Source organism: Acinetobacter nectaris CIP 110549 (genome assembly GCF_000488215.1).
Classification (GTDB): Bacteria; Pseudomonadota; Gammaproteobacteria; order Pseudomonadales; family Moraxellaceae; genus Acinetobacter; species Acinetobacter nectaris.
The window spans coordinates 312,087-337,613 of the sequence record NZ_KI530712.1; the positions used below are offsets into that span (position 1 = coordinate 312,087).

Here is a 25,527-nt window from a genome sequence, read left to right on the forward strand (position 1 = left end):
TTTTTTTGTATTAATGTATTTGAATATCTATATGCTGTTTAATTTTCTCAGCATTTAAAGTGAATAATTCATCCATAAATGCCACATTAAATTGACCTAAAGTAGGTGCTTTTTCGTAGGCGAGCTTTCCTGCAATAGCAAAGTGTACATGTGCGGCAATGGTTGCAGTATTTATAGGTGCGACAGCACAATACGCTGCAATCAATGCGCCTAGTGAACAACCAGTTGCTGTAATTCTAGGTTGTAATATTGAACCACCTTTAATCTCGATCACTTGGTCTGATTCTTGAGATAAAATAAAATCTGATGGCCCTGATATTGCAACGCATTGGCTGCTTTTCAGAAGAACTTTAGCATGTTTATAGACATCTTCACTGTTTAATGTGCTGTCTACACCTTTAGAAAGGCTTTGTTCACCTGCGAGTGTACTAATCTCTGAAGCATTTCCTCGAATCACACTGGGCATAAAAGTCAGTAGTGTATCGACCATATCGCTGCGCCACTTCAAAACAGGGCTATAACCGACAGGGTCAAGTACCCATGGAATACTTTCTTGATGTGCAGTAGCAGCTGAGATTTTCATTGCTTGCATTTGCTCAGAGGAAGGCGTTCCTAAGTTGATGCTTAGTGCGCCAACAATCCGTGTAAAACTTTCAGCTTCATACGGATTATCAATCATCGCAGGCGATGCGCCACAAGCTAAAAGTACATTGGCAGCATAGTTGCTTGCAACTTGATTGGTAATACATTGAATCAGAGGTGATTTTTTTTGTAATTCTTGCCATGCAAAAACCACTTGGTCTATTAAGGTATTGACTTGTGTCATTATTTAACTTGCCCTAAAATAAAAATTATTGTGTAAAGTAGTGATCTTGTTGTTTACATTTTCTACAGCGTAAAGAGACATAATCTCCCGCATCGTATTCGACCTCTAAGTCATGAGATCCGCAGTGCATACAGCGTTTGTCCGAATAAAAGCTCAGTCTAGGAGAAATTTTTCTCCATAAATGCCAAATTGGTTGGCTCAATATACGTTGGTCATAATTTAAAAACTTAAAATAAAGAATTTCTCCCATTCTATTAAAAGGTAAATGTTCAGGGCGTGGAAAGTTAGGTGTTTCCCATTTATTTTTCAATGCATTTTCGCGATATTGTATAACTGTTTTTTTAAGTTTATGGGTATTGATGAAGCCATCATTGCGTGGCTGTAATGCTTTCTGTTCATTTAAGTAAGCAAGAGCAGTATGAACGAGATAAAAAATTTGTTCGACTGCGAGGTGATCGAGAAGGCGATAGCAAAGAATTTGAAAAGACTTATGTCCTGAAATTTGCACATGCCAAGTTCGACAAACTGCCATCGTGAACTGCATGATCTCTTGATACAGCATGAGATAAATAGCATCTTTGACTTCATTACTGTCTTGGAAAGGCACACCTTGGCTCAAATCTTCATAGAACCAAAAACGAAGCTGTTGGGTAATGCTAAATAAGCTCGGTTCGGCATAACCATCTAAACGTACGTTAATGTAATAAATGTTTGTATCTTCATCTTTTGTATCGGTACGAACTAGGACACCTTCTTTCTCTAGTTGCTTTACCACTTGTTGTTGGAAAGGAATATTTGGTGAAATTGGACTGTATTTGATTTTATCCCAATAAATATATTCGTCATGCTGTGCATCTTCTCTTGCATAGTCATCTAAAAGCGCCAATAAAAATAACTTTTTGACAAAAGAGAGTTGGTGAAGTGAAGGTGCTTCAATATCCTTTTTACGAAACTTTCTGACTTCTTGCAAGCGCGTTTCTTTGAGCATTTTTTTACGCTTTTGTGTACATGCTTCACAATGGCAACTGAATGCGCTACTTTGGAAAACACGATGTTCACAATGACTACATTGATGAAAGTTGAGATCAGTATCGAATTGTTCTGCATCTACCCAATACATTGCAGCATGACACAGTGGACACAATGTACTGCTATCTAACTGTTTCTTAATGATTTGAATAAACACACGTCAGCTCAATCTTTCAAAATGGTCTATCATTATACAAATCTTAAGCATATAAGTTAAAAACTTCTGTTTCTGAATGTACTTAAATCTATTAAATGCTTAATTTTTATTAGAATTGGATCAATTTTTGCTTTATTTGATGAAGTATCGGTAAAAAATTCTTTTTTCATTTGAAAAATACAGATGATTGCCCAATATTAATTTTAAAGTGTTTTAAATGATGAATAACGTAGGGATAAAAGATGAATATAGCTGCAAATCCAACGGTTGAAAGTGCAGATCAAACTGTATATTTAAAAGATTATAAGAAACCTACATTTTTAGTGGATTCGGTTCATTTAGATATTCAAGTCTTTCAAGATCATACCATTGTAGATAGTATCTTAAATGTACAGCGCCAAACAGAAGGCGATCTTGTACTTTTAGGACGTGATCTTGAGCTGACTGAAATCAAAGTGAATGATCAGGTATTAACGAGTGAGCAATATCAGCTCGACACAGAGCAACTCACACTTACAAATGTACCTGATACAGCAGTGATTACAACACGGGTGGTTATTCATCCTGAAAAAAATACAATGCTTGAGGGACTTTATCAGGCAGGAGACCTTTTTGTAACTCAAAATGAGCCTGAAGGTTTCCGAAAAATTACCTTTTATCCAGACCGTCCAGATGTTCTTTCTGTATTTACAACACGTGTTGAAGCAGACAAAAAATATCCAGTTCTTCTAGCAAATGGTAATTTACTTGAAAAAGGTGAAGTGAATGAATCACGCCATTATGCAATTTGGGAAGATCCAACCAAAAAACCGAGTTATTTATTTGCATGTGTGATTGGTGATCTTGCAGTATTAAAAGACCATTATGTGACGTCTGAAGGAAGAAATGTTGCATTAGAAATTTATGCAATAGAAAAAGATATTCCAAAATGTAAAATTGCGATGGAAGCACTCAAGCATTCTATGCGTTGGGATGAAGAGCATTACGGTCGTCCGTATGACTTAGATAACTACATGATTGTTGCTGTTAGCCAATTCAACATGGGTGCAATGGAAAATAAAGGTTTAAATATCTTTAATACATCATGTGTATTGGCAGATGAAGAATATACAACAGATACTGCAATTATGCGTGTACAGTCAGTCATTGCACATGAGTATTTTCATAATTGGACAGGGAACCGTATTACTTGTCGTGATTGGTTCCAACTTTGTTTGAAAGAAGGCTTAACCGTGTTCCGTGATCAGTCTTTTTCGGAAGATTTACAATCTGCGGCAGTGCAACGTATTGATGATGTTTCTGTATTAAAGTCTCATCAATTTCCTGAAGATGCAGGTCCATTATCTCATCCGCCACGCCCTGATCATTTTGTAGAAATTAATAATTTCTATACTGCGACTGTGTATGAAAAGGGTGCTGAAATTAACCGAATGATGGCGACCTTATTAGGTAAAGAAAAGTATCGTCAAGGTACAGATGAGTACTTTAAACGTCATGATGGGCAAGCAGTTACTGTAGAGGACTGGATTTCTGCATTATCTGCAGGTTCAGGTGTAGATGTGTCGGCATTTCTACGTTGGTACAACCAACCAGGTACGCCTAAGTTACATGTGAGCCATAAATATGATGCAGCACATCAAACTTATACGCTTGAGTTTAAACAGTCACTTAGAAAAAATGACAAATATCCTCAGCTTCAATCGCTACCGATACCTGTTGCACTTGCATTGTTTAATACAGAGACAGGTGAGCAGTTTACACTTGATGCTGAAGGTCTTGTAGAAAACCAAGTAAAAGACGGTGTTTATTTATTTGATACTGAAGCGGCAACGGTCACATTTAAAAATATAACAAATGAGCCTGTTGTTTCGTTATTACGTAACTTCTCAGCACCTGTAAATTTAGAATTTGACTATACAGATGATGCATTGGCTTTCCTTATCGAGCATGAAACGAATGGATTTAACCAATGGCAAGCGACACAAACATTGCTTGAGCGTATTTTGTTGGATGACCATGTGGCAGAGCCATACATTCAGGCATTGAAAAATACATTGCCAGCAATTGTTGAAAAAGATCCTTTATTGGCATCTCGTTTACTTGATGTGTCATCAGAAGGTTATTTGGCCAGTCGTATTGATGAAAACTATGAGCCCGAAGTTATTCAAGAGAAGCGTAATGCACTTTTAAATGCTTTTGCAAAAGCACTGGGTGGGTTCTTTAAAGAAACGTATTCAAGCCTAAATCCTGAGTTGCAATCTGAGTTCTCTCAGGCAATGGGCGAACGTGCGCTGAAGAATATCATGCTTAGTTATATGGCACGTCAAGGTGATGAAGCAGTATTTGAATTGGCAAAACAGCAATTTGATACCACATCAAATATGTCTGAGCGTTTAGGTGCATTAAAAGTATTGGTTTGGAACGATGCCCCACAAGCGCAAGAAGCATTAGAAGCCTTTTATGTACGCTTTAAGGATGAACCACTTGCATTAGATCAGTGGTTTATGTTGCAAGCAGCACATCCAAAAGCGACTAAAGAGACAATTCAATACCTGACATCACATCCTGACTACGACTTGGGCACACCAAACCGTATTCGTGCAGTGAGTGGTGGTTTAAATAGTAACCCTGTAAATGCATGGGGTTATGGTGTGGCTCACTTTATTGAACTTGCACAATACTTGGATGAAAAGAATCCAATTGTTGGTTCACGCTTACTTCAAGTACTTTCACGTTGGTACACCTTGGCAGAGCCAAAACGGACTGAGGCCAAAGATGCATTGACAGCGTTGAAAGCAAAAGTGAAGTCTAAAAATGTTGTGGAAACATTAAACAGTATGCTAGCTGTGTAATTCCTATAAAATAAGCATTGTGCAGTTTAAAGCTGCACAGTGCTTTTTATTTTGAGTAAGTATTTTTTATGAATCAGACTAAATTTTGTTTTGCATGTAGTCAATCTATAGATGCACGTGCTGAAATTTGCCCTAAATGTGGTGTACGTCAGACGAATCCGCCTATTGTTGGAGAAAAGAATAAATTGGCAGCCGCCTTGCTGGCATTTTTTCTTGGTGGCTTTGGTATCCATAAATTTTATTTAGGGAGAATAGGTCAGGGCTTTTTGTATCTTCTTTTCTGTTGGACATTTCTGCCTGCATTTGTCGCATTTATTGAAGGAATCATCTACTTATGTTCTTCTGATGAGCAATTTGCTCGTAAGTATGGATAATTACTCACTCATATATACGATGTAGAAGTGAGTGAAGAATGCTAGAAAAATTAATGGCAGGTTGTGAGTGATGGTCTTCTTTATATGCGAGTCCTAAGCCAATTTTAGAAATTTTAGGGTCGAGTGTTTGGTACTGAATCCCTTTAATATTGAGCTGCTGTGTCGATTCAGGCACGAGAGAAACCCCAATATTTGCTGCGACAAGCGATAGTATTGAAACAATTTGTGGTGCACTCGGGCCAAATTTGGGCTCAAAGCCACTTTGTTGGCAAGCATGTACCGTTGCTTCAAATAATCCTGCACTGACCTCATATGGTGAAACGATAAACCGCTCATTTTTAAGTGCTTCTAAAGAGTTCAATTTACCATCTGAAAGTAAATAGTTTTGTGGAAGTACAGCAACAAGGCGCTCTTCAATTAAATGTTGTATAGAAATTCCATTAAAGTGTGTCTTTGGTGGTCGAATAACAGCAATATCAAGTTCATTGTGTAATATTGCTTCGATGAGAAGAAGGGAGTTTGCTTCTGTTAAAATGAGATTGACGGCAGGGTATTCTTTTTGAAAAGCTTTAATGGCTTTAGGGATAAGTGGATTTAAAATCGCCGTACCTGTAAAGCCGAGCCGTAACTCCCCAATATCGCCGTTTGCTGTGCTTTGTGTTTGTCTAATGGCATGGTGAATTTGATTTTGTATAGGCAATACAGATTTTAGAAATACTTTTCCTGATGGTGTGAGTGATACGCCTTGGGATGTTCTATAGAACAGCTCAGTACCAATTTCTTCTTCAAGTTGTTTGATTTGCATACTTAAAGGTGGCTGACTCATATGCAGTCGTTGTGCAGCTTTAGAAAAACTTTGCTCTTCAGCAACAGCAATAAAGTATTTTATATGTCGTAAGTCCATATTTTTTATATATAGCCTGTTATCATCTTATATATTATACATATATCTATTGGCTTGCTAATCTAAATAGTACTCAACAATAAGTTTATATTTAGGTTATTTCAATGAAAACGCAAGCAGATGCGACGCCTCTGGTACAAGAAGATTATTTAGGGATCAGTTTTGGTACCAAATCTTTTCAAAAGGCGGGTATTGCATTATTCCTCTTGGGCTTTGCAAGTTTTTCTCTGATTTATTGTGTACAGCCTCTATTGCCTGCATTTACACAAGCATTTCATATTACACCTGGAACAAGTGCACTCGCACTCTCATTAACCACAGGCTTCTTGGCATTTTCCATTGTTCTCTCAAGCGCATTTTCACAAGCTCTTGGTCGTAAAGGACTAATGTTTTGTTCTATGAGCCTAGCAGCAGTTTTAAATGTCTTATGTGCGATGTCTTCGAGTTGGCATCTTTTGCTTATTGAGCGTGCGGTAGAAGGATTTATTCTTGGTGGCGTTCCTGCTGTTGCAATGGCTTGGATTGCTGAAGAAATTAATCCGAAGCATCTAGCAAAAACCATGGGGTTGTATATTGCGGGTACAGCTTTTGGGGGAATGATGGGGCGAGTCGGTATGGGGTTGCTGACTGAATACTTTTCATGGCGTATGGCAATGGCTATTTTAGGTGTATTGTGTTTTATATGCGCATTTGGTTTTTTAAAACTATTGCCAGCCTCTAAAAACTTTGTGGCTAAAAAAGGTGTTAATTTTTCTTTTCATATTAATGCTTGGAAAGCACATTTAAATAATCCTCAGCTATTAAAAGTTTATGGTATAGGATTTTTACTTACCAGTATCTTTGTAACTCTGTTTAACTACATTACATTTAGGTTGTCTGCACAGCCGTATATGCTGAATCAAACACAGATTAGTCTTATCTTTTTATCTTATAGCTTTGGTATTATTTCCTCATCAGTTGCAGGTAGCCTTGTCGAAAAACTTGGTCGTCAAATTATTATGCGTTTTGGCTTCATCATGATGTTTATTGGCGCATTATTTACGCTAAGCATGAACTTATTTGCAATTATTATCGGGGTTGCTTTTGTGACTACGGGCTTCTTTATTGCACACTCAATTGCTAGTAGTAATGTGAGTGCAAATGCGAAGTCTTTTAAAGGACATGCAACATCACTGTATTTATTATTTTACTATTTAGGTTCAAGTATTGTGGGTTCATTGGGTGGCTATGCTTGGCAGTATGGTGGTTGGAATGCAGTTGTTATTTTGGCAGTTGTTTTAATTGCTGTTGCAACCTTGTTGACACTCAATCAGAAAATTAGATTATAAAAAATAGGTAAGAGTAATTTGATTACTCTTGCTTTTTTAAATGCTAGATGTTGCCAATTTTACGCCAAAACCGATAAATAATAATCCAACAATGAATACAGTAATACTCGTTAATCTTAAGCGTTGAGAGAAGTATTGTGAAAGCTTAATCCCTGAAAATATAATAAGGGTGAGATAACTTAAACTAATCACCTCTAAGATGAGTGCAAGTACTAAAAAACTGAGAAATGGGGATGTACTTTGCGGATCTACAAACTGAATAAAGAAGGACAAGAAAAATAATATTGCTTTTGGGTTTAGCAAGCTAATGGTAAGCGCTGTTCTATACGGCGTAATTTTTTCAACTTTTTCACTAAATACAAGGGTTTCTTTTGAAACCTTTTGGTGGCGACTTTTCCATGTTTGATATGCATGGCGAATGAGCTTTGAGCCTAAATAAGATAAATAGATTGCCCCACAGCTTTTGATAACCAAAAAGGCGACAGGAAATGTACGCAGAGCTGAAGCAGCACCAAGTATTGTCGCAAGAATCAGGATTAAATCCCCTGAAATGACACCTAGAGATGCTTTATAAGCATCTTTGACACCATGTTTAGATGCAACAGAAAGTACATAAAAAGAGTTTGGCCCAGGTAATAAAATAATTAAAACTGTTCCAACAATAAAAGTAGATAAATTGATAATACCGAGCACGGTTGATACTCAAAAAGAAGAAAGGAAAGACTAGAGGTCATCATTGACCTCTAGTAAGTAAAAGATTAGCCTTTAATTTCAGCACTGTTGCCTAAAGATTGGTGTAGTAAAGCACTGAGCTGTTCTCTTGCTTTAATAAAACCATCAATACCAGATTGTAGAAGTTGGAAAGCCATCAAATCTTTTTCAATTTGAGCTTTAAATTCTTCTTTAGAAATGGCAGCTTCTCTTTCTGCTTTAACGACATCTTGATTTAGCTGAGAAACGACAGGTGTGGTTTCGCTTTCAAGGCTCGCTAAAATATTTGGAGAAATGGTCAATAGGTCACAACCTGCAAGTGCAACTACTTGTGCAGTACTACGGAAGCTTGCACCCATAATTTCTGTTTTAATATCTTGAGATTTGTAGTACTCAAAGATTTTCTTTACAGACAATACACCTGGATCTTTTTCGATTGGATAGCTATCTACTTTGTCAGCTTTCTTATACCAATCTAAGATACGACCAACGAATGGAGAGATAAGTGTGATATTTGCGTCTGCGCATGCACGTGCTTGATGTAAACCAAAAAGGAGTGTCAAATTACAGTGAATACCTTCAGCTTCCAAAGCTTTTGCAGCTTGAATACCTTGCCAAGTTGAAGCAATTTTAATAAGAATGCGGTCTGAAGAAATACCATAGCTACTATAAAGTGCTAAAAGCTCTTTGGCTTTTGCAATTGTGGCTTCGGTATCATAAGACAAGCTTGCATCAACCTCAGTTGAAACACGACCATCAATAATTTTAAGGATTTCTACACCAAGTTTTACTGTTAAAATATCAATCGTACGTTCAATACGTTCATCTGATGTATAGCCTTCAGCAACTGCTTGAGCATATGAACTTTCAATGAGCTCTAAGTTTTCAGGTTGAGAAGCTGCCGCAGTAATAAGTGATGGATTTGTTGTTGCATCCAACGGTTTAAACTTCTTAATTGCTGTAAGGTCGCCACTGTCTACAACAATAGTTGTGAGTGCTTTAATTTGTTCTAAAGTAGATTCAGTCATTAGATTCACTTCTTACGTCTGTTTTTCCTATATATAACATATCTACACCAATATTTTGTTACATATCTTGCAATGTTGTTATTTATTACGTTGTTGTCTTGCGTAGTTAATTAAATATTGACCTGCTAAACCTTTACTTGTTTCTTTATTCCAGACGAGATCGATAAAGTAGCGTAGGTTTGGGGTGAAATCGATAATATTAAGAACTTTTAAATGCTTGGCTTCTTTTTGAATTAAGCTTTCTAAAAATGCTTGAGGTAAAAACCCCCAACCTAGTTTCTGCTCTATGAGTGTGAGTGCTAAATGATAGTGATCCGTGCGCCAATAATCTTTAGAAAAAACAAGTTCAGGTTTAATTGTTTTATCACGACTTGTCACCACAATTTGTCGATGTTGAGATAGTTGTTCTAATGTAATTTGTTGAAGTGTACAAAGTGGATGATCTAAGGAGCTTACAGGTGTAATTGATTCTGAAAATAACTCAACAAAAGCCTCTCTGTGATCAAGCATTTCTCTTTCAAAGAGTAATGCAAATTGTACCTCATTTTGCATGAGCATTTTCATAGCATCTTCTTGAGGAGCAGAGAATATATTAATTTCTAGTGTTGGAAAATGTTTTTCTAGTATTTGTATATATTTGATCCATTGGGTATGAATAAGCTCAGATGCAATCACAATATTAAAAGATGATTCGAGCCCTGTACCTAAAGCCAGTGCATATTGCTTCCATTGATTGATTTCAATGAGTAAATTTTCTGTTTTTTTATATAAGTACTTAGCTTCTTGCGTTGGAATAGGTTCTCTACCGATTCGTTTAAACAGTTGAATATTTAAGTCTATTTCTAAATTTGAAATAGACATACTGACAGCAGAAGGAACTTTTCCTAATTTTCTTGCTGCAGCTGAAAAAGAGCCTGTTTCCATGACTGTTTTAAAGATTGAAAGTTGTTCTTGGTTAATATTCATATATCTATCAAAATTATTGAAAGGTTCTAACTGGAACTATCATTATTATAAAAATAAAATAGATCATATTCTAGGTTATAAAAGATGATTTATATGTTTATTTCAAAACGAAGGTTAATTCATGCATTTAGTTATGAAACTATTCTCTTGGTTATTATTGCAGTGGCTTTAAGTACTTTTTTAGATATGCCACTAGAAGTGACAGGTACATTGGGTATTGCTATGGCAGTGACCTCAGTTGTATGGAATATGATATTTAATTATATATTTGAAGGTGTTGAGAAAAAGTATCAGTTAAAGAGAACAATTCCTGTACGTATTTTACACGCAATTGGTTTTGAGGGAGGGTTAATGTTGGCGACTATACCAATGGTTGCTTATGCTTTAAAAACATCACTCCTTGAGGCATTTTTGCTAGATTTAGCGATGACATTATGTATTTTAGTTTATACATTTATCTTTCAATGGTGCTATGACATTATTGAGCGCCGTATGGTTATAAGCGAGTAGGTTTTTCTATGGACATTTATATTAAAGCCAACAGAACAATTGTTGGCTTGTATATTAAGATTGATTGACTAAATATGCTTGTGCGGCATGACCTACAAAACTCCTTCCTAAGTCATGTGGTGAGATCCATTCATTTGGTGTAAATAAATCAAAAAAGCCAATTTTAAAAAGTGTAGGGATAGCAAGTCTAAGCTCATCCTCAATTTGCCCTCGTTCTCCTTGATTATAAAGCTGAATATTATATAGCAACGCTGCAACAGTTCCTGTTTGTACAGGTGTACCATCTTTTAATTTAACTGTTGGAAAGCTTTGACTCTCTTGTAAAACTTTTTGATTCACTTCTGATAATTTTTTATTGGTATCCATGAGATTATCCATAATTTTTTATTTTAGATATAAAAAAGGTAGTCACAAAATGTGACTACCTTCTTAATCTTTATGTTGAAGTAAAATTAGATTTTACCAACTAGATCGATTGATGGAGAAAGTGTAGCTTCACCTTCTTTCCATTTTGCTGGGCAAACTTCACCTGGGTGAGCGTGAACGTATTGAGCTGCTTTCACTTTACGAAGAAGTTCTTGAGCATCACGACCAATACCACCAGCGTTAATTTCAACGATTTGGATTTTGCCTTCAGGGTCTACAACGAATGTACCACGGTCAGCAATACCTTCGCCTTCGATAAGAACTTCGAAGTTTTTAGCAAGTGTCCAAGTTGGATCGCCTACCATTGGGTATTCGATTTTTTTGATTTCTTCAGAAGAATCGTGCCAAGCTTTGTGTGTGAAGTGAGTATCTGTAGATACGCCATAGATTTCAACACCAAGCTTTTGGAATTCAGCATAGTTATCTGCAAGGTCACCTAACTCTGTTGGGCAAACAAATGTGAAATCTGCAGGATAGAAGAAGAATACAGACCATTTGCCTTTTAAATCTGCTTCTGAAACTTCGATAAACTGACCGTTTTTATATGCTGTTGCTTTAAATGGTTTAACTTCAGTGTTAATTAAGCTCATTATGTGCTCCGATTAGTGGATATGAGTGCTTGTTTATGTATAAGAATAGAATAAGAAAAAATATCTCATTGAGGAAATGGTATTTTTAAATACTTGTAATCGGAAAAATAGATTATAAGTAAATATACTTTATTTCCACATACACAATCCTTTTATCTGAATTACTATTATAAATAGCGTTTATGACAGTTTATTTCAAGTCTAAAGAAAGAAAACTTTTAATTTGTAATTCTTTCTATCAGTCTTAGATTTGCGTAAAATAACGCTCTTCATTTGTTAGATTTAGGAAAAGTACTCTGTGAGAATAGATTTAAATGTAGATCAAATGGTTATGGCGCGTGATCGGCATCGTTTAAATCGGTTGAGTCAAGGCAAAACAAAAAATGCTCATCAGTATCAGGAGTTATTTGAAAAATCGAATGCTATTGTTCAAAAAAGAGTTGAGCGTTTACCTCAGATAAAATTAAACCAAGAATTACCTGTAACGCAATATGCAGACAAGTTAATTACTGCAATACAAGAAAACCAAGTCATTATTGTTGCGGGTGAAACAGGTTCAGGAAAAACAACGCAACTTCCACAAATTGCAATGTTAGCGAGTCGTGGCCTTACAGGTATGATTGGCCATACTCAGCCACGTCGTTTGGCAGCAAGAAGTGTTTCACAGCGTATTGCTGAAGAAGTGGGAGAAACTTTAGGGCAATCAATTAGTTTTAAAGTGCGTTTTAATGAGCAAGGTTCATCAGATTCGATCTGTCGTTTGATGACAGATGGTATTTTGCTCGCTGAATTGGGACATGATCGGTTTTTAACGAAATATGACACGATTATTATTGATGAAGCGCATGAGCGTTCACTAAATATTGACTTTGTCATGGGTTATTTAAAGCAACTTTTACCAAAGCGCCCAGACCTTAAAGTCATTATTACCTCGGCAACACTTGATGTGAACCGTTTTAGTCAATACTTTAATCATGCACCTATCTTTGAAGTTGAAGGCAGAAGTTACCCTGTTGAAGTTCGTTATCGCCCAATATCAGAGTTATCTATTGGGGGGAGTGATGATGATGACTTTGAAGAAAACTTGCCACGTGCTGTCGTACAGGCTGTAGAAGAATGTTTTAAAGATGCAGAAAAATCTGGGCATCCTGAACATGCAGATATTCTTATCTTTGCGAGTACGGAGCAAGAGATTCGTGAGCTACAAGAAACATTGCAGAAGTATGGTCCAAGGCATACAGAAATTTTGCCTTTATATGCACGCTTAGCACTTTCTGAGCAACAAAAGATATTTAATCCAAGTGGTCGTGGTCGACGAATTATTATTGCGACCAACGTTGCAGAAACAGCACTTACTGTACCTAATATTCGTTATGTTATTGACAGTGGTTTCGCTCGAATTTCTCGCTATAACTATCGTTCACGTGTTCAACGATTACCAATTGAAGCAGTGTCACAGGCAGCTGCAAATCAGCGTAAAGGGCGTTGTGGTCGTATTGCTGCGGGTGTCTGTATTCGCCTATATAGTGAAGAAGATTTTTTAAGCCGTCCTGAGTTTACAGAACCAGAAATTAAGAGAACTAATCTTGCATCTGTTATTTTACAAATGCAAAGTTTAGGTTTGGGTAGTTTAGAAGACTTTGACTTTATTGAGCCACCAGATCATCGCTTAGTGAATGATGGGCGAAAACTCCTCATTGAGCTCAGTGCATTTAACGATAAGAAAGGTGAGCTGACACGTGTGGGTCAAATGATGGCACGTATGCCAATTGACCCACGACTTGCAAGAATGATTGTTGGCGGTGCACATTTTGGTGTTTTAAAAGAAACTCTCATTATTGTGAGTGCATTGGCTGTACAAGATCCGCGTGAAAGACCTGCTGATAAGCAAACACAGGCAGACCAAAAACATGCTTTATTTAAAGAAGCAGATTCAGACTTCTTGTTTTATTTAAAGCTATGGGATGTACTCGAGTCAAATCGTGACCAAATGAGTGAAAATAAACGCCGTCAATTTGCGAGACAGCATTTTCTAAGTTGGTTGCGTTTAAGAGAGTGGAAACAGACTTATAAGCAATTGGTCGATTTGGCTGAAGGGTTAAAACTTTCTTTTAATGAAAAGCCTGCAAGCTATGAAAACTTACACCGTGCTTTGCTTACAGGGCTACTTTCTTGTGTTGCTAATAAAACGGACGAAAGAAATGTCTATATGGCTGTTCGCCAGCAGAAAGCTCGTATTTTCCCTGCAAGTGCGTTACATAAAGCAGGCGCATCTTGGTTAATGGCTTTTGAGATGGTTGAAACCTCACAAGTTTATTTGAGAACGCTTGCGAAAATTGAACCAGAATGGATTTTACTTGGTGCAAGAGATTTACTGAAATATCATTACTTTGAGCCACATTGGTCGAAGAAAACAGGTATTGTAAATGCGTATGCACAAATTACATTATTTGGTCTAATTGTAGAACCAAAACGTTTGGTAAATTTTGAGAAGATAGATCAAAAAGCTGCGCATGAGATCTTTTTAAGAGATGCTTTGACGACAGGACATTTGGGGATTACACCGCCATTCTTAAAGCATAATTTATTAAAGCTTGAAGAAGTTGAACGTGTTGAGGACAAGTTGCGCCGCCGTGACCTTATTGTTGATGAAGAGACGATTTATCAGTTCTATGCAAGTAAAGTACCTGAAGAGGTTGCGGGCAGACGAAGCTTTGAAGATTGGCTTGCAACTGTAGAAGCTCAGAATCCACGCTATTTGTTTGTGGATGAAGACACACTTTGGTTAGATGATAAGCCAACAACACAGCAGTTTCCCGATTATTTAAGAAATGGAGAACTACGTTTATCGACTATATACCGTTTTGACCCAAGTCATGATGAAGATGGTGCAGTTGTTAAAGTACCAATACAGGCACTCCCACAAATTAATGAAAATATTTGGTCATGGGGGATACCTGGGTGGCGTAGGACACTTGTTGAAGCTTTATTAAAAACGCTACCGAAAGAAAAACGCCGTAATATTGTTCCTGTTCCAACAACGACTGAAAAACTTATAAAAGGTATAGATGAGCGACATTTAAGGGAGCATATCTTTAAGTATTTGGCATTTGCACTACGTGGTGAGCAAATTACAGAGCAAGATTTTTCTTTCGATCGTATTGATCAGTATTTATTGCCTTTTGTTTATGTTACTGATGCTAAGGGCAAGCTTATAGAAAAAGGTAGGAATATTGATGAGCTGAAAGCACGTTGTCGTATAGAGTCTAAACAGCCTGTTGCACAAGTGAAAGGCGAGTTTAAAACTTTCCCTGAAGGTTTTCAGTTTGAGTCAGATAAAAAAGTGACAGGCGTTATTGTTAAGCAATATCAGGCACTTTCTCCAACGAAAGACTTTACAAAGTTAGAGCTCAAAGATGAAAGTGGTGTTGTGGTGCAAGCTTTTAATGATCTTGATGAAGCTGAGAGACAACATAAACAAGGGGTTATTCGTTTGTTGCATATGCAATTAGGGGATATGGTTCGTCAGCTTAAAAAGCAAATTGGCAAGCCATTATTACTTGCATACTCTTCATTGGGCAATAAAGCACAGCTTGAAAATATGTTGATCTATGCAACGCTTGATCAGTGTGTTGATGTATTACCTAAAGATTTACAAGCATTTAATACTTTACAGCAAAAAGTGAAAAAGAGCTTTTTATTAGAAGGGCAAAATATCTTAAAAATGTTTAATGATATTTATGTTGGTTGGCAAACGATACGCCGTCAACTGCTAGGTTTAGATGAAACAGTATTTGGTGTGAGTATGGATGATGTTGAAGATCAACTTGCACTCATGTACTTAGATAATTTTGCATATAAACAGCCTAAGCATTTATGGCAAGAATTTCCACGCTATTTACAGGCATTAGAATTAAGGTTAGATCGTCTTCCAAATAATTTAAATCGTGATTTAGATGCAGTAGATCAGGTTGATCCATGGATGGAAAAACTATTTAAATTTAAAGGTGATGCAAGGTTATATGAGTTTTATAAAATGGTTGAAGAGTTTAGAATTTCTTTATTCTCGCAACCAATGAAAACAAAACAGCCTGTTTCACCTAAAAGGCTACAAAAAATGTGGGAAGGGCTCTCTGTCTAACTATAAAAAAGGCCGTCATTTGACGGCCTTTTTTATTAGTTTATTAATCAATTTCTGGATGTTTGTCTGCTAGACTTTGACGTTTTTTCTGTAATGCCAGAATTTTTTCGTCAATTTTTTCAATACGTTCTTCAATCGTACCATGGAACTCTTCTAAAAGTTCAGCAGCTTCTTCTTCACTTGTTGCGAGTGGAGCAGCACCAAATAAAGGTTTATTTGCTGTTTCTTTAAGGTTAATTGCAGTAATAATACCAACTACACCAAATACCATGAGGTAGAATGCTGGAATCATTAAGTTACCACTTGATTCAACAAGAGTTGCGGTAAGCGTTGGTGTTAAGCCTGCAATAACAATAGAGATGTTAAATGCAATTGCGAGTGCACTGAAACGGATGGCTGTAGGGAATAGGGCAGGAAGTGTTGACGCCATTACCCCAATAAGCATATTCAATGCAAGTGCTAAGATAATTAAACCTGAGAAAATTAATGAAGATTCATGAGAATCTAATAATTTAAATGCAGGGTAAGATAAGAAGATTAAAGCAAGACTGCCGATAAAGATAAATGGACGGCGTCCCCACTTGTCACTTAACCAACCAATAAGAGGTTGTACAAACAACATACCAATCATTACGGCAATAATAATTAAATTACCTTGAGCTTCATCGTAATGAAGGTTGTGTGTAAAGTAACTTGGTAGGTAAGTAAGTACCATGTAGTACGTAACATTTGTACATAGAACAAGACCAATACAAAGAAGTAAGCTGCGCTTATGAGTAGCGAGTAGCTCTTTAAATGAAAACTTCTTCTGCTTTTGGTCGGATTCACTATGCTGTTGGTACGCTGGAGTTTCTTCTAATGCATGACGTAAGTACATACCTACTAAACCAAGCGGAAGAGAGATGATGAATGGAATACGCCAACCCCAATCATTAAATTTCTCAGCACCCATAAGGTATGTAAGTAGAGATACAGTACCTGCACCAAGTAAGAAACCTGCAATTGAACCGAAATCTAACCAACTACCCATAAAACCACGTTTACGGTCAGGGGCATACTCAGCAACAAAAATTACAGCACCTGAGTATTCACCACCAACAGAAATACCCTGTAATATTTTAATTACGAGTAAGAGTATTGGAGCCCAAATACCAATGGTTTCGTAGCCTGGCAATAAGCCAATTGCACAGGTACTTAATGTCATTAGGATAATAGTTGTAGATAAAACTTTCTGACGACCATATTTATCGCCTAAGCGACCAAAAATGATACCACCGAGTGGTCTGAATAAAAATGGCACAGAGAATGTTGCAAGGGCTGCAATCAACTGGATACTAGGGCTTGCATGAGGGAAGAAGACTTTACCTAAAATATATGCCACATAGCCATATACACCAAAGTCAAACCACTCAATGGCATTACCTAAAGCTGCTGCAATAATCGCCTGTTTAGATTTTGATTGATCGACAATACTAATATCATCAATATCTACAGGCCTGTTTTTCTTTCTAAATCCACGCATGTAATTATTCCAAGTTTACTGTGAGAATTGTTTATAATTGCTTTAATTTTGAGTAATTGTTCACTCTAAACATTAAGCCAAAAACAATCTAATTAAAAGATGAAGATTTCCACATGACAAGAGAAAATAGGTGCATTTGAAACCGAAGTTAGCATATATTTTTTCTTAGCACGTTAAAAAGCGAAAAAAATTCAAGAACTTATAATTCTACAAAAAAATGATTTGTGTAATGTTTTAACTGTATGTGCTTTCTGTGGGAATAATGTTTTGTTTTGTATATTTGTTTGATATTTGTTTATATTTTTTATATAATTGTTATGAAAGTAATACTAAATAATTTTTAAGCTTATTAAGTACTCTCAATATAAAATTATCAAGAGTACTTTAGTCTAATGCACTATAAGCTATTTTAAACGCTCATTAAGTAAGAATTCCATCAGTGCTTTTTGTGCGTGTAGGCGATTTTCAGCTTCGCTCCAAACTACAGAGCTTGTATGATCTAACATTGTTTCTGAAATTTCCTCACCTCTATGTGCAGGTAAGCAATGCATAAATAAGCATTCAGGGTGTGCTACGCTTAATAATTTTTCATTAACCTGATAGTCTGCAAAAGCTTTTTCACGAATTTTTTGTTCTTCCTCTTGCCCCATAGATGCCCAAACATCTGTAACAATGAGGTCTGCATGAGTAGCGGCTTCTTCGGCAGAGCTTACAAGTTCTACACAATGAGCAAAGTCATTTAAGAACTCTGGCTTTGGTTCATAGCCTTTTGGTGCAGCAATCTTTAGTTTGAAGCCCCACATATGTGCTGCTTCAATATAAGAATTACATACATTATTGCCATCACCAATCCAAGCAACAGTTTTTCCTTTAATACTGCCTCTGTGTTCTACAAAAGTTTGTACATCTGCAAGGAGTTGGCAAGGATGGTGATCATCTGTGAGTGCATTAATGACTGGCACTTTAGAATAAGAAGCAAAACGCTCAATAATATCGTGGCCAAATGTACGAATCATGACAATATCTAGCATGCTAGAAATGACACGAGCAGAGTCTTCAATTGGTTCTCCACGGCCAAGTTGCGTATCTCTTGGTGATAGAAAAATAGCACTTCCACCAAATTGACTCATGCCTGCTTCAAATGAAACACGTGTACGTGTGCTTGATTTTTCAAAAATCATTCCAAGTACTTTGCCTTTAAAAGGTTGATATACTTGGTTGGCATGTTGTAATTTTTTGAGCTCCTGCGCGCGTTCAATAATTTGTTCTAGCTCTGCAGAAGATAAGTCACGTAAAGTTAAGAAATGACGTAGAGCCATGGTTACTCCACATAACTACACTTGTATTAACTGTAGTTATGTTATTGTGTGTTAAAAGAAAAGGTAGTCTTTGAATATATACTAAATGGTTATTAAAACTCAAAAACTTTCTTTATATTCGTGCGATTTTAAAAATAAGTTTATACAGTATTCAACGTATTGATCTAATTCTTCTGATGTTTCATGTATTGGTGCACCAATGATTACTTTCCACTTAAAGTTCCATAAGCATCCTAAGAAAACTTGAGCAGAAGTCATTGGTTGCTCACATATAATAAGACCTTGCTGAGTTGCTCTTTTTAGGTAATCGCAGATATTGTTTAGTATTTTTTCTGGTCCACGTGCATATAAGTATGCTGCAAGTTCGGGGTCATGTTTGGTTCTTTCTAACATTAACCGAAAAAACTTTGAATTATTGGGTTTTACGAGATGGCGATGAAAATTTTTTAAAATAGTAGTTAAGAAAGCTTTAATATCTAAACCTTCGGTATCTGTGTTCATATAAATTTCTTTTAGAAAAATCTCTCTACGATGATCACAAATAGCAGTAAATAATCCTTCTTTGTTTCCAAAAAATTTATATAGGGATGCTTTCGACCCACCAGCATGTTGTACGATGTCATCTAATGAAACCGAATCAAAGCCCTTTTCCATAAATAAATCAGTTGCTGTTTCTAAGAAAGCTGTACAGCGTTCTTGTCCTCGTTTTGTATGAGGTTGCTCATTGAAATAGCATTCTTTAGGATCTGACATAATGAAATGGAAAATAGTTAAACATACTGTATTGGTTTCTGATTATAGCAAAGTCTATAAAGATAAAATGTGCTATTCATCGTGCTAGCTTACTTACAGTGTTAATAATTGTTTATAAATTAAGCTTAAAGTGAGCATCTGTTCCCATTATTTGACTTAAAGCCGTATTTTCTACAGCGGATAGGGTTGTATTATCTTCTAGTTTGTGTGCAATAGATAAAATGGTTTCACCTTCTAAGATGTTTCCTTCAGCACATAAAATTTGTCCAAATAACTCTAAAGAAGATATATTTTTTTCAGTTTGGAAAGAATAGATGTACCAGTTTTTTGCGAGTTCCAGTTCGTTTGTATATTGTTTGACTTGTGCAAAGTAATGAGCTGAAGATTTGATCTCTAAATTGCATGCTTGGGTTAGGTACTTTTCAGCTTTCAAATATTGCTTGAGTAAAATATATGTTTGCCCAAGAGGAATGAGCGCATCATTATGATTGCATAATATTGCTTGCTGTAAGTAAGTGATGGCTTGGCTCAGTTGGTATTCATACAGAGAAATTTTACCAATTAATACGAGTGCTAAGCTATTGCCTAAACGAATAGCGCTCTGAAGATAATGTTTTGCAAGAGTATAGTTATGTCGGTCAAACTCAATTTGACCTAAGTGATAAAATGAAAGGTCATCGTTATACTGTGCTGCTTGCATATACCAATGATATGAAAGCGTCGCATTCCCCTTATAGTGGAAGAGGTGCCCAAAACCTCTCATCCAGCGAATATCTTTATTTGAAATTAATTGTATTTGCTTTAAATTCTGTTCAGCAGCTTCAAAAGAGTTTTCTTGAATATGAGCGCATGCTTGATTGTAAAGCCTTTGAATATCTAGTTCTTGCTTTTTTATAATTTGTTTAAAGTTTTGAAAAACGCCCATGATTAAATTGCCATTGCAAATGATAATTATTATTATTTATATCAGTTTTTATCTAGTGAATCTAGGGTACTCACAATTGATTTGTAAGTACCCATGTTTTTAGTTATTTAAATGGTGCTTTCTTCATCTTCATCAGAAGTTTCCATACCTAACTCTTTAAGTTTGCGAGTAAGGGTATTTCTTCCCCATCCAAGGAGTTCAGCAGCATGACGTTTTCTACCTTTGGTTTGACTAAGGGCTGCATTAATCAGTGTTTTTTCAAAAATAGGTACGGCGATATCTAAAATTTTCATTTCACCATGATTAAGCTTTTCTAAAGCCCATTGGCTTAGAAGGCTCTCCCAGTTTTGGTTGCTTAAGTATGTTGTATTCTCATGAATTTCTGGAGAATGTGTACTTGTTGGTTGTAATTTTTGTTTTAATTCACTTGGTAGGTCATCAGGGTATACCTCACGACCTGTAATCATGACTGTGAGCCATCGACAGATATTTTCGAGTTGGCGCACGTTGCCAGGCCAGCTAAGCTGCTGCATATAAGTAATTGTTTCAGAACGAAGAATTTTGGGGCTTACGCTTAGTTCCTTTCCTGCTTGAATGAGAAAGTGCTGTGCAAGCATAGGAATGTCTTCGCTGCGGTTTGCAAGTTTTGGTATGTGTATACGGATTACATTTAAACGGTGATATAAGTCTTCACGGAACCGACCGTCTTCAACCAATTTTTCTAAATCTTGGTGTGTCGCTGCAACAATACGTACATCTACACGAACAGGAATATGCCCACCTACACGGTAGAACTCTCCATCAGCCAAAACACGTAAAAGGCGAGTTTGTGTTTCAAATGGCATGTCACCAATTTCATCTAAGAATAGTGTTCCGCCGTTTGCCTGTTCAAAACGTCCTTGGCGCTGTGTGTTGGCACCTGTAAAAGCACCTTTTTCATGACCAAAAAGCTCTGTTTCAATCAGGTCTTTTGGAATAGCTGCCATATTAAGTGCAATAAATGGTTTTGCTTTACGAGGTGAGTGGCGATGTAGAGCATGTGCAACGAGCTCTTTACCTGTCCCTGATTCACCATTAATGAGGACGGTAATATGGGATTGAGACAGTCTACCTATGGCTCTAAAAACTTCCTGCATTGCAGGAGATTCGCCAATAATCTCTGTTGACTGTAATGGAGAGCTCGCTTTAGTTGTTTCTTGATTCTGAATCTTTTCAAGATGCAGTATCGCACGATTAACTAAAGCTAGGGCTTCATCAATGTCGAAAGGTTTTGGTAAGTATTCAAAAGCACCTGTTTGATAGCTAGATACTGCTGATTCGAGGTCTGAATGGGCAGTCATAATAATGACTGGGAGTTCGGGGTGACTATTTTTAACTTTTCCTAGAAAGGTTAACCCATCGATACCCGGCATGCGTATATCTGTAAGAATAACATCTGGCAGGTTTATAAGTAATTGGTCTAAGGCACTTTGCGCGTCTTCAAAACTTGTGACATCGAAACCTTCTTCTTTGAAAGTTTTTTCTAAAACCCAACGCATCGCACGATCATCGTCAATGACCCAAATTTTTTTCTGTGTCATGTTATGACTCCCAAGGTAAATATAAACTAAAGGTTGTTTTTCCAACAGTAGATTGGCAGTCAATCATGCCGTTATGTTGGTGCATAATGTTTTGTGCAATGCTAAGGCCAAGACCTGTGCCATTGGCTCTTTTGGTTACAAGTGGATAAAAAACGGATTCTAAAATATCTTCAGGAATACCTGGACCATTATCTTCAATATCTATACGTACGGCTGATCGGTGTAAAACACTATTAATAGTGACTAATCTTTGTATACGTGTTCTAAATATTAGGGTTGGAGTTGTTTCTTGATCTTGAAAAAAGTTTTTATTTTCTAAAATTGCTTGTACAGCATTAATACTGACATTGAGCATGACTTGAATGAGCTGGTCACGATCTGCTTTTATACTTGGTAGAGACAGGTCATAATCACGAACAATTTTTACTTTCTTTTTGGTTTGATTACTTACAAGTGAGCGTACTCTTTCAAGAGGTTCATGAATATTGACATCAACATAGCTTGGTAGCTGTCTTGAACCAAGCATAGTGTCGGCAAGGACTCTTAATCTATCTACTTCACTAATAATAATGTCGGTAAATTCATTGTATTTTTTATCGTTTAAGCTGCGAGCTAGGAGTTGGGTTGCACCTCTTATTCCACCCAGTGGGTTCTTAATTTCATGTGCAACACCACGAATGAGTTGTCGTGTAACTTGATGCTGTTGGATGAGGTTTTCATCTTTTGTAATTTTTAGCATTCGCTCAATTGGCGTAAGCTCAATAATTAAAAATGGTTCAGTATTTTTAGAGGGTTGGACTTGAGAGACAGAATAGTCCACATGTATATCATTGAAGTTTACATTTATGATCGCTTCTCTACGTGTGTATGCTTGTCCTTGTGAGAGTGTTTTCTTTAAAGCGTCTTTGGTATTAAATATATCGTTCGGTGTTTCTAAAAGTTGTAGAGCAGACATTCCTGATGCGCGTAATAGACTAATATCAAACAATGCTTCGCATGAAGAGTTTAAGTAAAATATATTGAGATTATCATCAACAAGTAATACGGCTGTTGTGAGGCTATCTACAAGCAATCGGTAGTCAATAACCGGCGTACAGTTCATGTTTAATAATCCTGATTATAAATGGTGCGTATTACGATGTAGGTTTACTTTTATCCCTATTATGGAACACTAAACAACTGATTTTGTGCATATGTTAATGCAATATCTAAGCCAACTTTTATTGGAGGCTGAAAATGATTTTTTGGTGCAATGATGAAGATGAATAAGAGGTATTTAGTGCATATATCTAATTAGTTTAACTTTTATTATCTTACTATGCACAATAGTAGTGCACTATGTTTTTTTGTACAAAACTTCGTAATATTTTAGTGCATTTTAAAATCTATAGTTTTTAAACCTATGCTTATGGCATGAAAAGTCATACAATACGTGCATTCTAGTGGAGTGCAGAGTTTCATGAAGTCCCCCAAAGTCGGTTTTGTTTCTTTAGGTTGTCCTAAGGCATTGGTAGATTCTGAGCGTATTTTAACCCAGTTGCGTACTGAAGGTTATCAAGTAGCATCAGATTATGATGGTGCTGATTTAGTTGTTGTTAATACTTGTGGTTTTATTGAGTCGGCAGTACAAGAATCATTAGATGCGATTGGCGAAGCCATGAGTGAAAATGGTCGAGTAATTGTTACAGGATGCTTAGGTAAAGATGAAGATAAAATTCGTCAGATGCATCCAAATGTACTCAAAGTAACAGGCGCAGCAGCTTATCAGGATGTAATGGAAGCTGTACATGAATATGTTCCTGCACCACCAAAACATAATCCTTTCATTGACCTTGTTCCAGAGCAAGGTATTCGTCTAACACCTAAGCATTATGCATACCTTAAAATATCTGAAGGATGTAACCATCGCTGTACGTTCTGTATTATTCCAAGCATGCGTGGCGACTTGGTTTCTAGACCAGTAGGTTCTGTCTTAGAAGAAGCAGCAGCTTTAAAGCGCTCAGGTGTGAAAGAAGTTCTCGTAATTTCGCAAGATACATCTGCTTATGGTGTAGATACAAAATATAAGCTTGATTTTTGGAACGGCCAACCGCTTAAAACTAAATTTTATGATATGTGTGAGGCCTTAGGTCAGCTTGGAATTTGGGTAAGACTACATTATGTTTATCCATACCCACATGTCGATGCTGTAATTGACTTAATGGCAGCAGGTAAAATCCTTCCATATCTTGATATTCCTTTCCAGCATGCAAGTCCGCGTATATTAAAGCTAATGAAGCGTCCTGCTCATAGTGAAAATACGTTAGAGCGTTTAAAAGTATGGCGTGAAAAGTGCCCTAATCTTGTTATTCGTTCAACATTTGTTGTGGGTTTCCCTGGTGAAACAGAAGAAGACTTCCAAATACTCCTAGACTGGTTGAAAGTGGCTCAGTTAGATCGTGTTGGTTGCTTTACATATTCACCTGTAGAAGGCGCGACTGCAAATGATTTGCCAGATCATGTACCTGAAGAAGTAAAACAAGATCGCTATGAGCGTTTCATGCAGGTTCAGCAAGAAATTTCAGCAGCAAAACTACAACAACGCGTTGGTCAGCATATGACGGTGTTGGTCGATAGTTTAGAAGAAGATTATCCTGTTGCTGTCGCACGTTCATATGCAGATGCACCAGAAATTGATGGTAATGTTTTTGTCGAAGATATAGATAAAAGCCAAGTAAAAGTTGGCGATTGGCTTAAAGTCGAAATTACAGCAGCAGATGAATATGATTTATTTGCAAAGCTAATTGAGATTGAAAAGAACTAATACAAAATTTATGAGTTTGGGAGAAGTATGATGGCAGATACAAATAGTCCGCGTTATTCGCGAATCTTATTAAAACTTTCAGGTGAAGCATTGTCAGGCAATCGTGATATGGGGATTGATGCTCAAGTGCTCGATCAAATGTCACTCTCGATTGCACACTTAGTGGGTCTAGGTGTTCAAGTTGGTATCGTAGTTGGTGGTGGAAACTTATATCGTGGTAGCCAATTACAAAAAGATGGGCTTGTTGGACGTGTAACAGGCGATCAAATGGGTATGTTGGCAACTGTAATGAATGGTTTAGCATTAAGAGATGCACTTGTTCGCCGTAATATTAAGACACGCTTAATGTCTGCGTTGTCTATTGGTACAGTTGTTGAGCCATACTCAAGCCGTGATGCGATTCGTCACCTAAATAATGGTGAAGTCTGTGTGTTTGTTGCAGGAACGGGGAATCCTTTCTTTACAACTGATACAGCAGCATGTCTTCGTGGTATTGAAATTGAAGCCAATCTGATTTTAAAAGCGACAAAAGTAGATGGCGTATATAACAAAGATCCAAGTAAGTATGATGATGCTGTGAAGTATGATCATCTTACTTTTGACCAAGTACTTGATGAAAAGCTTGGTGTAATGGATTTAACTGCAATTTGCTTATGCCGTGACCATAGTGCACAACTACATGTATTTGATATGAATAAGTCAGGTGCACTACTTTCGGTTGTTATGGGTGAAAAAGAGGGTACTCACGTTACTAAATAATGTACGTGGGGCAGAAAGCTCTTT

General features: G+C 36.7%; 21 protein-coding genes. 7 read left to right on the top strand and 14 right to left on the bottom strand.

The window, feature by feature from the left end; all coding sequences use genetic code 11:
- Positions 1–10: 10 nt before the first annotated feature.
- Both thiM and P256_RS01635 read right to left on the bottom strand, forming a co-directional pair.
- Positions 11–826, bottom strand: coding sequence for a hydroxyethylthiazole kinase (thiM, locus tag P256_RS01630; protein ID WP_023271937.1), 816 nt, complete (start codon positions 824–826; stop codon positions 11–13).
- A 25-nt stretch (positions 827–851) separates the two neighbouring features.
- Positions 852–2,012, bottom strand: coding sequence for an FYVE zinc finger domain-containing protein (locus tag P256_RS01635; RefSeq protein WP_023271938.1), 1,161 nt, complete (start codon positions 2,010–2,012; stop codon positions 852–854).
- 242 nt (positions 2,013–2,254) lie between these two features.
- Between P256_RS01635 and pepN the strand changes: the two genes are divergently transcribed.
- Positions 2,255–4,864: an aminopeptidase N gene (gene pepN / locus P256_RS01640; RefSeq protein WP_023271939.1), complete on the top strand. Its 2,610-nt coding sequence runs from the start codon at positions 2,255–2,257 to the stop codon at positions 4,862–4,864.
- Positions 4,865–4,932: 68 nt separating this feature from the next.
- Entirely contained in the window at positions 4,933–5,238 is a 306-nt protein-coding gene (locus tag P256_RS01645) for a TM2 domain-containing protein (RefSeq protein WP_023271940.1), read from the top strand.
- A 4-nt stretch (positions 5,239–5,242) separates the two neighbouring features.
- On the opposite strand, the gene P256_RS01650 is transcribed toward P256_RS01645, so the two are convergent.
- Positions 5,243–6,142 carry a LysR family transcriptional regulator gene (locus P256_RS01650; RefSeq protein ID WP_023271941.1) on the bottom strand — a complete coding sequence of 300 codons (900 nt, stop codon included), beginning with the start codon at positions 6,140–6,142 and terminating at the stop codon, positions 5,243–5,245.
- A 104-nt stretch (positions 6,143–6,246) separates the two neighbouring features.
- Here P256_RS01650 and P256_RS01655 point away from each other — a divergent pair, with 104 nt between their 5' ends.
- Positions 6,247–7,470 (top strand): MFS transporter, encoded by a 1,224-nt coding sequence (locus P256_RS01655; protein WP_023271942.1) that lies wholly within the window; start codon positions 6,247–6,249, stop codon positions 7,468–7,470.
- 36 nt (positions 7,471–7,506) lie between these two features.
- Here P256_RS01655 and leuE read toward each other — a convergent pair whose 3' ends face one another.
- The 3 genes from leuE to P256_RS01670 all read right to left on the bottom strand — a co-directional run bounded on the left by leuE (position 7,507) and on the right by P256_RS01670 (position 10,175).
- Positions 7,507–8,163 carry a leucine efflux protein LeuE gene (gene leuE / locus P256_RS01660; protein WP_023271943.1) on the bottom strand — a complete coding sequence of 219 codons (657 nt, stop codon included), beginning with the start codon at positions 8,161–8,163 and terminating at the stop codon, positions 7,507–7,509.
- Between the two features lie 65 nt (positions 8,164–8,228).
- A complete protein-coding gene (gene tal / locus P256_RS01665) occupies positions 8,229–9,209 on the bottom strand; it encodes a transaldolase (RefSeq protein ID WP_023271944.1) in 981 nt (326 codons plus the stop codon).
- Positions 9,210–9,287: 78 nt separating this feature from the next.
- Positions 9,288–10,175 carry a LysR family transcriptional regulator gene (locus tag P256_RS01670; protein WP_023271945.1) on the bottom strand — a complete coding sequence of 296 codons (888 nt, stop codon included), beginning with the start codon at positions 10,173–10,175 and terminating at the stop codon, positions 9,288–9,290.
- A gap of 93 nt (positions 10,176–10,268) precedes the next feature.
- Here P256_RS01670 and aceI point away from each other — a divergent pair, with 93 nt between their 5' ends.
- On the top strand, positions 10,269–10,685 hold the full coding sequence (aceI, locus tag P256_RS01675) for a chlorhexidine efflux PACE transporter AceI (RefSeq protein WP_040331730.1): 417 nt from the start codon (positions 10,269–10,271) through the stop codon (positions 10,683–10,685).
- Between the two features lie 54 nt (positions 10,686–10,739).
- Here the strand turns inward: aceI and P256_RS01680 are convergent, their stop codons facing one another.
- On the bottom strand, positions 10,740–11,063 hold the full coding sequence (locus P256_RS01680; RefSeq protein ID WP_040331597.1) for a DUF7709 family protein: 324 nt from the start codon (positions 11,061–11,063) through the stop codon (positions 10,740–10,742).
- 74 nt (positions 11,064–11,137) lie between these two features.
- Entirely contained in the window at positions 11,138–11,701 is a 564-nt protein-coding gene (gene ahpC, locus P256_RS01685; protein ID WP_023271948.1) for an alkyl hydroperoxide reductase subunit C, read from the bottom strand.
- A gap of 298 nt (positions 11,702–11,999) precedes the next feature.
- Between ahpC and hrpA the strand changes: the two genes are divergently transcribed.
- Positions 12,000–15,842, top strand: a complete 3,843-nt coding sequence (gene hrpA / locus P256_RS01690) for an ATP-dependent RNA helicase HrpA (RefSeq protein ID WP_023271949.1) — start codon at positions 12,000–12,002, stop codon at positions 15,840–15,842.
- Positions 15,843–15,885: 43 nt separating this feature from the next.
- Here hrpA and proP read toward each other — a convergent pair whose 3' ends face one another.
- The 6 genes from proP to glnL form a co-directional block, all read right to left on the bottom strand.
- Positions 15,886–17,364: a glycine betaine/L-proline transporter ProP gene (gene proP / locus P256_RS01695; RefSeq protein WP_023271950.1), complete on the bottom strand. Its 1,479-nt coding sequence runs from the start codon at positions 17,362–17,364 to the stop codon at positions 15,886–15,888.
- Positions 17,365–17,768: 404 nt separating this feature from the next.
- Positions 17,769–18,683 (bottom strand): ornithine carbamoyltransferase, encoded by a 915-nt coding sequence (gene argF, locus P256_RS01700; RefSeq protein ID WP_023271951.1) that lies wholly within the window; start codon positions 18,681–18,683, stop codon positions 17,769–17,771.
- A 99-nt stretch (positions 18,684–18,782) separates the two neighbouring features.
- Complete coding sequence (locus tag P256_RS01705) at positions 18,783–19,436, bottom strand: TetR/AcrR family transcriptional regulator (RefSeq protein ID WP_023271952.1); 654 nt, start codon at positions 19,434–19,436, stop codon at positions 18,783–18,785.
- A 112-nt stretch (positions 19,437–19,548) separates the two neighbouring features.
- Positions 19,549–20,361, bottom strand: coding sequence for a tetratricopeptide repeat protein (locus tag P256_RS01710; RefSeq protein WP_023271953.1), 813 nt, complete (start codon positions 20,359–20,361; stop codon positions 19,549–19,551).
- Positions 20,362–20,468: 107 nt separating this feature from the next.
- Positions 20,469–21,941 carry a nitrogen regulation protein NR(I) gene (gene glnG / locus P256_RS01715; RefSeq protein ID WP_023271954.1) on the bottom strand — a complete coding sequence of 491 codons (1,473 nt, stop codon included), beginning with the start codon at positions 21,939–21,941 and terminating at the stop codon, positions 20,469–20,471.
- Position 21,942: 1 nt separating this feature from the next.
- Positions 21,943–23,043, bottom strand: a complete 1,101-nt coding sequence (gene glnL, locus P256_RS01720; protein WP_023271955.1) for a nitrogen regulation protein NR(II) — start codon at positions 23,041–23,043, stop codon at positions 21,943–21,945.
- Between the two features lie 357 nt (positions 23,044–23,400).
- On the opposite strand from glnL, the gene rimO reads away from it, so the two are divergent.
- Entirely contained in the window at positions 23,401–24,744 is a 1,344-nt protein-coding gene (gene rimO / locus P256_RS01725) for a 30S ribosomal protein S12 methylthiotransferase RimO (RefSeq protein WP_023271956.1), read from the top strand.
- 30 nt (positions 24,745–24,774) lie between these two features.
- A complete protein-coding gene (gene pyrH / locus P256_RS01730) occupies positions 24,775–25,503 on the top strand; it encodes a UMP kinase (RefSeq protein ID WP_023271957.1) in 729 nt (242 codons plus the stop codon).
- Positions 25,504–25,527: the final 24 nt, after the last annotated feature.

Coding starts and splice junctions, on each gene's coding strand:
- P256_RS01650 (WP_023271941.1), bottom strand. CDS start 6,142: ATGGACTTACGACATATAAAATACTTTATTGCTGTTGCTGAAGAGCAA.
- P256_RS01670 (WP_023271945.1), bottom strand. CDS start 10,175: ATGAATATTAACCAAGAACAACTTTCAATCTTTAAAACAGTCATGGAA.
- P256_RS01710 (WP_023271953.1), bottom strand. CDS start 20,361: ATGGGCGTTTTTCAAAACTTTAAACAAATTATAAAAAAGCAAGAACTA.
- rimO (WP_023271956.1), top strand. CDS start 23,401: ATGAAGTCCCCCAAAGTCGGTTTTGTTTCTTTAGGTTGTCCTAAGGCA.
- glnG (WP_023271954.1), bottom strand. CDS start 21,941: ATGACACAGAAAAAAATTTGGGTCATTGACGATGATCGTGCGATGCGT.
- thiM (WP_023271937.1), bottom strand. CDS start 826: ATGACACAAGTCAATACCTTAATAGACCAAGTGGTTTTTGCATGGCAA.
- tal (WP_023271944.1), bottom strand. CDS start 9,209: ATGACTGAATCTACTTTAGAACAAATTAAAGCACTCACAACTATTGTT.
- pyrH (WP_023271957.1), top strand. CDS start 24,775: ATGGCAGATACAAATAGTCCGCGTTATTCGCGAATCTTATTAAAACTT.
- P256_RS01680 (WP_040331597.1), bottom strand. CDS start 11,063: ATGGATAATCTCATGGATACCAATAAAAAATTATCAGAAGTGAATCAA.
- P256_RS01655 (WP_023271942.1), top strand. CDS start 6,247: ATGAAAACGCAAGCAGATGCGACGCCTCTGGTACAAGAAGATTATTTA.
- P256_RS01645 (WP_023271940.1), top strand. CDS start 4,933: ATGAATCAGACTAAATTTTGTTTTGCATGTAGTCAATCTATAGATGCA.
- P256_RS01705 (WP_023271952.1), bottom strand. CDS start 19,436: ATGTCAGATCCTAAAGAATGCTATTTCAATGAGCAACCTCATACAAAA.
- proP (WP_023271950.1), bottom strand. CDS start 17,364: ATGCGTGGATTTAGAAAGAAAAACAGGCCTGTAGATATTGATGATATT.
- ahpC (WP_023271948.1), bottom strand. CDS start 11,701: ATGAGCTTAATTAACACTGAAGTTAAACCATTTAAAGCAACAGCATAT.
- argF (WP_023271951.1), bottom strand. CDS start 18,683: ATGGCTCTACGTCATTTCTTAACTTTACGTGACTTATCTTCTGCAGAG.
- pepN (WP_023271939.1), top strand. CDS start 2,255: ATGAATATAGCTGCAAATCCAACGGTTGAAAGTGCAGATCAAACTGTA.
- glnL (WP_023271955.1), bottom strand. CDS start 23,043: ATGAACTGTACGCCGGTTATTGACTACCGATTGCTTGTAGATAGCCTC.
- aceI (WP_040331730.1), top strand. CDS start 10,269: ATGTTTATTTCAAAACGAAGGTTAATTCATGCATTTAGTTATGAAACT.